We start from the raw sequence: 8,750 nt of genomic DNA on the forward strand, positions 1-8,750 counted from the left end.
CCCACGTAGAATAATTTGGATATTAACTATTTTGCGCATCACCAAGTCTTCACGTGCTTTGATGGGCATATCGATCAATACATATCTTTCACGTTTACACCCGATAATTGTCGTTGAAAAGCTATAAGAATCTTCAGGCCCAAATTCGACTGTGGCGAGGATTTTCATGCATGGCTTAAGGAGTTTGATGAGTTCGTCGCTATTAGTATTCGGAATTGGCATTGAGTGGTATCGTCGTTGCGAAAATATAGCTTTACTATAGCGCGTGATTTTTACGTCACCTACTAAGAAAAAGTAAAAGCTCTCAGAAGATCATGTTTCTAAGAGCTTTTCTCAAGTTTAATGCTAGTGGCTACCTCTTGTGTTAAGCACTGATGCGCTGACACTCACAGGTTGATGATTGGTCGATATAATCATTTAACTGAGCAATTTGCTCAGTGTTAAATGCTAAGCCGAGTTTACTTCTGCGCCATAGGATATCTTCACATGAAGAAGCAAATTCATGATCTAATAGATAATCGACTTCGCGTTGATAGAGCCCAAACGCAAAATGTTTACCCAGATCAGCACTGCTTTGCACATTTTCGAGCATCGCCAAAGTTCGGCTTCCGTAATTAGTGACCCAGCGGTTAATGGTTGCTTTATCAATATCTGAGAAACGTTGTTCGAGCTGCTGTTTGAGCTGTGCTGGATAAAATTCTCCACCACCGGGCAGTGGTTTGTTTGCGGTCCAACAGTCAGACATTTGATTAAAAAATGGTTTTAATTGACCCATAGCAGATTCAGCTAACTTGCGATAAGTGGTTAACTTTCCACCAAAAATAGAAAGTAGTGGCGCATTATCAGCTTGTTGATCGAGAGAAAGTGTATAGTCACGAGTAATCGCTTGCGGTGAATCAGACTCATCATCACACAGCGGGCGCACACCGCTGAAGTCGGCCACAATCTCATCCAATTTGACCTGATGGATAAAGTGCTTATTCACAACATCCAATAAGTACTGTTTTTCTTCGACGCTAATTTTCACTTGACGAGGATCACCTTGGTATTCGACATCAGTGGTGCCTATCATTGAATAGTGATCAAGATAGGGGATCACAAAGACGATCCGTTTATCTTCGTTTTGTAAAATATATGCTTGCTCTTCATCGTGAATTTTCGGCACGATAATATGTGACCCTTTGATGAGCCGGATACCGTAGGGAGAAGTAATTTCAATCTGATCATCAATGAACTGTTTAACCCAAGGACCTGTTGCGTTGACAAGCGCGTGGCTGCGGCGCGTAAAACGAGTTTGTGTTTTTTCATCAAACAAAGTCACATGCCATAACTCGTCAACACGACGAGCTGATTCAACGCGGCAATAGTTTTTTACTTCGGAACCGAGTTCACGTGCTTGCATCGCATTCAGTATCACTAAACGAGCATCATCGACCCAGCAGTCTGAGTATTCGAAACCAATTTTCATCTCATTTTTAGTCACCACACCTGCGTTAAGGGCTATTTTTTTGCTGGCAGGTAGTGAGGTTCGTTTGCCTAAATGGTCATAAAGGAAAAGTCCGGCACGAATCATCCAAGCAGGCCTTAGAAAAGGGCGGTGTGGTAGACGAAATCGCATTGGTTTTGCAATGTGAGGCGCTTTGCGCAACAGTACTTCGCGTTCAGCCAATGACTCACCGACTAAACGAAATTCATAATGTTCTAGGTATCTTAACCCACCATGAATTAATTTTGAGCTCGCAGAAGAGGTAGCGCTAGCAAAATCTTTTGCTTCATACAGGCCAACTTTCAGCCCGCGGCCAGCTGCATCGACGGCGATGCCTGCCCCATTGATACCGCCACCGACAACAATAATGTCGAGCACATTGTTTTCGGCTTCAATCGAGTTGCAAACAGAATGGTTGTTCATTGAGCGTACCTATTTCGTTTTTGTTCTGTAATGTTCGTATGAAACCATTCTTTAGTCAAAATAGTTAGTTTTTTGTTTTTTTATTTTGATCTCGATCATTATTTTCTAATGCATATGCTCACTTAACCAATAAAAAAGGCGCTACGTCTTCACGTAACGCCTTTTCGGTTGTGAAAAGTAATACCTCAACGAGCGAGTTTACGATGAGCGCGTGAAAAATGGCCAGCGCAGAACGCACCGACAATAGAAAGTTCACCAGCCAGACAGAGTGATGCTGCCACTTCGGCTAACGCTTGCGAATGACCAGTACCGTGCAGACCGAGAATATCCAAACATGCTTTTTGACTCGGTAACCCTGTACCGCCACCAACGGTCCCTAACATTAAATTGGGTAAGGTTACACTGGCGTACAAACCACCATTTTTGTCCACTTCCATGCGTGTCATACCAATTGCCGATTCAGCAACGCAAGCGGCGTCTTGCCCACAGGCAATATACAAAGCAGCGAGTGCATTAGCGTAATGCGCGTTAATGCCTATCGCGCCGCTTAATGCCCCACCAACAGTCGTCATTTGGCCAAATTGCATCATAGACTGTGGCGTCGTATGCAGATGTTTATGGATGAGTTCGGCAGATAAATGCACCTCGGCAGTCACTTTTTTTCCTCTCACACTACGCAGTGTTTGGCTAGTGGCTTTTTTATCACCCGATAGGTTGCCATCAAGGAATGCGTATTCAGGCTGCACAGGAGTATTCGCCAGAATGGTTTGGAACACGGCATTGGTGGCAATAGTGACCATGTTTTGCCCTGATGCATCGCCGGTTAAAAACTCAAACACGAGGTAGACATGGTTCCCTTCAATATTGACATTAATGTCTGACAGTTTTCCGTGTGCTGTCGTGTTTTCTGCAACTTGTTTAAAGTGGTCATATTGAGTCACTATCCACGCAACAAACTGCCCAGCTTCGATTAAGTTATAAAATGCAAAGCCTGGCGTGCGAGTAACGCCTTCATTTAACAACATGGCGCTTGCACCTCCTGCTGCAGTAAGCAGTTTTGCCCCACGATGATAAGAGGCAACCAAAGCGGCTTCGGTTGTAGCGAGCGGGACGAGATAATCACCTTTGGCAAACAGTCCGTTGACTCGTAATGGCCCTGCGATCCCAACTGGAACTTTGACTGTGCCAATAAAATGCTCAATATTTTTGTGGTAGCAGAGCATATCTTGCTCTGTTGAGTCATCTAAAAGCGCACTTTTGCTCGTTCGCGTGTTAAGTACTTGCCAACGGCGCTCCACATTTTTTGCGGTTAAATACGGACTTGGTGTTAATTTGAGCGTTGGAGAAGTGAGTTTGGGTTGGAGTGTTTGCTCTAGCTGCTGGGCTGATATATCACCGCACAAAATAGAAACATAATTTCTTCGATGCTGGTTTAGCTTAGGCATAGCGAATCATGGTAAAGAATTTGCAGGCATTGTACTGACAATGGATATAAACACAATATTTGCTTGTGTTGCAAGTTGTGTGAAGAGTTAGGCTTGGATATCCAATATTGAGCCAAGTATGTCTTGATCTCGTTGGATAATATTGGTGCCAATGCGGTTGTATTGTGTAGCTTGGTTCAATTTTAGTAGGCTATCAATTTCTTCAGGTTTTTCTTCAGCTTTAGCAACAACTTTATCAAACTCAACTTTATTAAAAGCGAGCGCTTTGTCCGCCTTATCAACAGGAGAGATGTCTTTTTCCATATTGAGCTCACTAGCGGCCTCTTCAACCATTTTATTTGACTGATTGATCAGTTGATAGCCAGAATGAACACCAGATATAGACATAAGCTTACCCTCGTTGATGTCTAAAGTTTAGGTTCCGTTTACTTTTTGCACAAGAAGAAAATTGTAACTAGGAAAAGAGACTCGAAAGCACATTCAGCTCATCATCGGTGAGCAAGCTGTTCGTTTCATGTTCCAAAGAGTGCTTTATTTCGCCTTGTAATAAACGCAGTTGTTGGGGTGTCAAATGCTGTAATTGTGATTTTAAAGACTCAAATTGATTATGCGTCATCGACTCATGCCTCAGTAAAAAATGCGCTGCCTTCTCACCGCGGTAAGTTTGATGTCCTTTCATGGCCTTACACCTGTAAGAAAATACTTAGTCTGAGATTATTCTCGATGTGGCGATTTTTTGTCCGAAAAATGTCAAGTTATAATAAGAGAAAGGTGAGAGTCGCTCGAAACTAAGCCGCTCTCATTATTACGACAGTTGCTGGTTTACACGGACGGCGAACTTGCTGGCGAGAGAGTGAAGCTCAGGTAGCATGCGATAAATGAGGTGCAGCTGTTGTAAGACCATTCTTACCGAGCTTTCATCTTCTTCACGCCATTCGGCTAAGCGTTTCTCTAAGCCTGCATCGTCAATGTCGCTGGTATCGCATTCATCACAATGTTCATAAAGTTGTTTGTGCAACACCTCTAAGTGGTGGTGGATCACTCGGTGAGTTTCAAGTACCAGTTGGTGCGTTGCTTCATCTTCGATGCGTGTCCGATGGGCTCCAAGAGCAGAGATATAGCTGAGCAGGGCATGGTTTAGTGTCAGAAAACGGAAACTTTCATCGATTGCTGTGCGATATTTCCCTGGTTCTGCCAGCATATTACTGATTGCTGCGGTTAAATTTGCGTCTTGGTTGTGAGCATTGCGCCGTGAGATGCGATAGCTCAAGCTATCTTTCTTACCGATACGGTACTGGCCAATAATCTGTCCTAAATAAGCTTTGTTGGCATCGATCGCATCCGCCATGACTTTATGTAAGCGTTTTGATTGCCAGTCAGGGAGAATCAGCACTACCGCTGCGACGGCCAGTGCGCAACCAATTAAAGTATCGGCAAGTCGAGGTAGTACCACGGCGTAACCTTCACCCAATTGATTAAAGCAGAACAGCACTAAAAGAGTAATAAAGCCCGTCGCATAGCCGTAGTTGTTTAGTCTAAAGGCGAAAAACATTACCCCTGATAGTACGATAAAGACCAATTGGCTTTCTGGCGATGGGAACAAGGTTAAGAGCAGCACGCCTAAAAACAGCCCCGATAACGTGCCAATGATTCGGGCCGTCAGTTTTTGTCGAGTGGCTGAGTAGTTTGGCTGACAAACAAACAGTGTCGTGAGCAAAATCCAGTAGCCTCGTTCAATACCAAAACCTTGGATGATTCCGTAACCTATGGTAAGTGCGATAGACATACGCAGCGCATGTCGAAACAGCATCGAATCTTTATGCAAATTGGCTTTAACTCGCAGCCACATGGCTTTGAGAGTATGAGCTTCGGTATCATCCAATACTCCCTCTTCGAGCTTATTGACATCAGGGTTGCAGATGTTATTTAGTTGCTTTTCTACTGTTGCCAAGTTGTTGAAAAGATAGCCCAGTTGTGCTATCAACATTCGCCAGTCAGGGCGTTGTTGTTCTTGTAGGTAGTTTAATGAGCTTTGCAATTCGTCTAGAGCCATGATTGACTCTGAATGGTGCTGATAGCTCAGCCCTAGCTGGATTGATTGGGCAATTTCACGGCAGGCTTTCGCTTGTGTTTCGAGTAAATGCTTAAAGCGAAACAGTACATCTGAGCGGCCAAAGTGCTCGGCAAGCTCTTGATAGCGATAATGACTTGAGCTGACGCGTTCATGAATATCTTGCGCTAGAAAATAAATGTTGAGAAAGCGGTCACTGGCACCATCAATATGGCCTTTTTTTGAACGACTCAACAAAGTGGCTTTACATTGATTGAGTGCGGTAACCGTTGCCGCGTTTAAATTGGCTTCAGCAATTCGATATGGCTGAGGGACTAAGTTCGATACGGGATGGAAGAGATGGCTTTTGGACTCAAGATAATTGGCCAATTGCAAAAAAACATTCGCTAAGCTTTGCTGTACTGGTTGCATTGGCCAAAACATATGCCAAATCATCGACATGAAGTAATACCAAGCCGCACCCGTCAGGAGCAAAACGGGTTGAAACCACAAATTCACGCTTTGGTGTGCACCCAACATAGTGTAGATGGCGATGAGTAAGGAGCCAAACGCAATGCTGGCATAACGTGGCCCAATGGCGCCAAGAATGATAAAACCAAACGAGGAGATAAATAACCCAATCGCAAACAGTGGCGGGGTATGGAAAAGCAGTTCGATGGAAAAAGCAGCGATGGCAAAGCAGATAAATGTCAAAGTGAGGGATTTTAGCCGTCCACTGAAACTGTCATCACTTTCAGCCAGCGCTGCGGCAATTACGCCGAGGATCAGTGGTGTAATCCAAGTATTGAGGTTGTAGTGCCACGCAGGAATGACCACGCCTAATAGGGTGGTCAAAATGAGAATGCTGTAATTGACGGTTTTATTCGCCCAATAAAGGCGAATTTTGCGAGAAAGCGGCACGATACTTCAACATCCAAAAAGAAAACCATAGTGTAGCAGAAACGTTGATTAACACTCTGATCAAGATAAAGAAAAACGTCTACTTGATTACAAAATCACCCACAGCAATCTTGACATTAATTTTTCAATGCCCACTGTGATTGGTATATCATATTCACATTCTTATAAAAGAGCATAAAACCATGCAGCTGAGCGCAAATAAGCCTGCACAATTTCTCATTCAAGACGAGTATAACCAAGTTGAACTTGACCAACAGCGTTTGATTATCTCCTCGGCTGTCAGCGAAGAGCGGATCCCGTTTACGGTTTGGAACGGTAAAGTCCGTGTTAAGCGTGGTTTGTTTTGGGGAGCATTGCAGTTTTTTGCGCATGAAGATGAAGGCGTTCAGCAATCATGGTTGGTGCAAGGTTTGCCTTGGCCCGAGTGCCGACAGTTTGCCCATACGGCGGTAGCGGCTTATCAACAATGGCACAATCGTCAATGTGTGCAGTTAAGTCAGTATCTGCCTCGCTGGGAGCAAGAGCTCAATCGCTTGAAGCGTTTACCCTCTTTTTTGCCACACTCCTTATTGGATGTTTGGGCTTTACAAGTGGAAGCCGATTTTGCGACGATGGACATGAAATTAGCCGAAGCACGTCAACGGCTACCTGATGCTATTGCTCAGCTCTCGCCTTGGCTTACGGATCGCTCGGCGTCCCTTGCCCAGCGAAATCAACACTGGCTTGAATTGGAACGTCAAAACTGGGAAGTCTTATTCTCTCAAGTTGAAAGTTCTCCACTTAATTTGTCGCAGCAACAGGCAGTGCTACTCAATGATGATCACAACCTCATCCTAGCGGGTGCAGGTTCGGGCAAAACCAGCGTTTTGACGGCGCGTGTTGCGTATCTACTCCAGAGTCACCTTGCACAGGCCCACGAAATTCTACTGGTGGCTTTTGGTCGCGATGCGTCGAAAGAGATGGAACAGCGATTAGATAGCAAAATCGGCATGGCGGCGGAACGCGTTCGCGTTAATACCTTCCATCAGTTAGGACTGAAAATTTTAAACGAGGTCGAAGGGCGAGAAGCGATCATTTCGCCTGTAGCTCTAGACAGTAACTTAAAGTTGGCATGGTGTATTGATTGGTTGAAGAAACATTGGATGACGCCGACCAATTTTAAGCGTTGGCAGAAGCATTTATCTAAATGGCCAATTGCTTATTTAGCTGGTGATGATGAACTGGGCAGCCATGTTGAAAACCCCAAGCTGATTGCATGGTTGGAAAAGCAGCTTGAGCAACTGGCTATGCTTGGTCTTGGAAAAAAGGAGCTGCAACAACGTTTGATTGACCATCCAGACTATTCACGGCTGAACAGTGAGCTCTCTTTGTGCTGGCCTTGTTATCAAGCTTGGTTACAAATGCTCAAAGAGCAAAATCAAATTGATTTTAATATGATGATCAGCCGCGCAACGGAATACGTTGAAAAGGGCAAATTTAAATCGAATTGGAAATTCATCATGATCGATGAATACCAAGATATTTCACCACAGCGATTGGCGTTGATCCAATCTTTGTGTGAGCAGCAGCCAGGAGCGTGTAACTTATTTGCAGTGGGTGATGATTGGCAGTCAATCTATCAATTTGCTGGTTCTGACGTTGATCTTACGACTGGGTTTAGTGAGCGCTTCCCACACTCGACGGTTCATTATCTGGATAGGACTTATCGTTTTAATGATCAGTTGGGTGCGGTGGCTAACCAGTTTATTCAAGCCAATCCGAATCAGTTACCAAAAACACTTAACAGCTTCAAGCAGCAAAAACAAAAATCAGTTTTTATTGCACCAAGTAACAACATTGAAAAGATCTTGGATCAACTCAATCGCCAAGCGAATCCTACACAATCTGTGCTACTGCTTGGGCGAAACCATTATCATAAACCAGAGCGGCTTAACGACTGGAAAAAGCATTACCGCTCACTCGATATAGAATTTATGACTTGTCATGCCAGTAAAGGTAAAGAAGCCGATTTTGTGATTGTGCTCGGTGTTGATGAGGGGCAGTTTCCGGCTCGAGTGAAAGCGCTGCATATCGATAGTGCATTGAGACAATCGAATGATGATTTCCCCTACGCCGAAGAGCGCCGTTTATTCTACGTTGCAATGACCCGCGCTAAAGAGAAAGTGTGGATCACGCACTCGGGCAGTGGCTCGGTTTTTGTTCGCGAATTGCTATCAGGGGATTACCCAGTGGTGAAGCAGAAATAACGCATCCTTTGGAAGGGGATGCGTTCACGCAGGCGATCAAGTTGTCTTATGTCGTGATTTGGATTTTGACTGTGTGTCTCTGTGCGTATGTAAAGGTTATAGATTACATGCGTTCAGCGAGATAAGCTTGGTAATCAGGGATCTCGATATCGACCTCTTGCTCTATCAACTGTGAAGAG

General features: G+C 44.4%; 6 protein-coding genes and 1 pseudogene. 1 reads left to right on the top strand and 6 read right to left on the bottom strand.

Translation table 11 applies throughout. The features are described from left to right. The 6 genes and pseudogenes from VOR_RS18970 to yccS all read right to left on the bottom strand — a co-directional run. Positions 1-222 (bottom strand): annotated as a pseudogene (locus VOR_RS18970) (pilus assembly protein PilZ); the annotation flags it as partial. Positions 223-364: 142 nt separating this feature from the next. Next, on the bottom strand, positions 365-1,909 hold the full coding sequence (glpD, locus tag VOR_RS0100325; RefSeq protein ID WP_010316978.1) for a glycerol-3-phosphate dehydrogenase: 1,545 nt from the start codon (positions 1,907-1,909) through the stop codon (positions 365-367). A gap of 185 nt (positions 1,910-2,094) precedes the next feature. Next, positions 2,095-3,354 carry a hydroxymethylglutaryl-CoA reductase gene (locus VOR_RS0100330; protein ID WP_029626763.1) on the bottom strand — a complete coding sequence of 420 codons (1,260 nt, stop codon included), beginning with the start codon at positions 3,352-3,354 and terminating at the stop codon, positions 2,095-2,097. Between the two features lie 87 nt (positions 3,355-3,441). Beyond that, positions 3,442-3,741, bottom strand: coding sequence for a hypothetical protein (locus VOR_RS0100335; RefSeq protein ID WP_010316982.1), 300 nt, complete (start codon positions 3,739-3,741; stop codon positions 3,442-3,444). Positions 3,742-3,808: 67 nt separating this feature from the next. Continuing rightward, positions 3,809-4,033, bottom strand: a complete 225-nt coding sequence (locus tag VOR_RS0100340; protein ID WP_010316984.1) for a hypothetical protein — start codon at positions 4,031-4,033, stop codon at positions 3,809-3,811. 126 nt (positions 4,034-4,159) lie between these two features. Continuing rightward, positions 4,160-6,325 (bottom strand): YccS family putative transporter, encoded by a 2,166-nt coding sequence (gene yccS / locus VOR_RS0100345; RefSeq protein ID WP_010316986.1) that lies wholly within the window; start codon positions 6,323-6,325, stop codon positions 4,160-4,162. A gap of 182 nt (positions 6,326-6,507) precedes the next feature. Here yccS and helD point away from each other — a divergent pair, with 182 nt between their 5' ends. Next, the gene (gene helD / locus VOR_RS0100350; RefSeq protein ID WP_010316988.1) at positions 6,508-8,571 is read left to right on the top strand and encodes a DNA helicase IV; all 2,064 of its coding nucleotides are present in this window, start codon (positions 6,508-6,510) and stop codon (positions 8,569-8,571) included. The last annotated feature ends 179 nt before the right edge of the window (positions 8,572-8,750 follow it).

This window comes from Vibrio ordalii ATCC 33509, assembly GCA_000257205.1.
Taxonomy (GTDB): Bacteria; Pseudomonadota; Gammaproteobacteria; order Enterobacterales; family Vibrionaceae; genus Vibrio; species Vibrio ordalii.

Excerpts from the sequence above, each read along its gene's own strand:
- VOR_RS0100330 (WP_029626763.1), bottom strand. The coding sequence starts at position 3,354 with ATGCCTAAGCTAAACCAGCATCGAAGAAATTATGTTTCTATTTTGTGC.
- glpD (WP_010316978.1), bottom strand. The coding sequence starts at position 1,909 with ATGAACAACCATTCTGTTTGCAACTCGATTGAAGCCGAAAACAATGTG.
- helD (WP_010316988.1), top strand. The coding sequence starts at position 6,508 with ATGCAGCTGAGCGCAAATAAGCCTGCACAATTTCTCATTCAAGACGAG.
- VOR_RS0100335 (WP_010316982.1), bottom strand. The coding sequence starts at position 3,741 with ATGTCTATATCTGGTGTTCATTCTGGCTATCAACTGATCAATCAGTCA.
- VOR_RS0100340 (WP_010316984.1), bottom strand. The coding sequence starts at position 4,033 with ATGAAAGGACATCAAACTTACCGCGGTGAGAAGGCAGCGCATTTTTTA.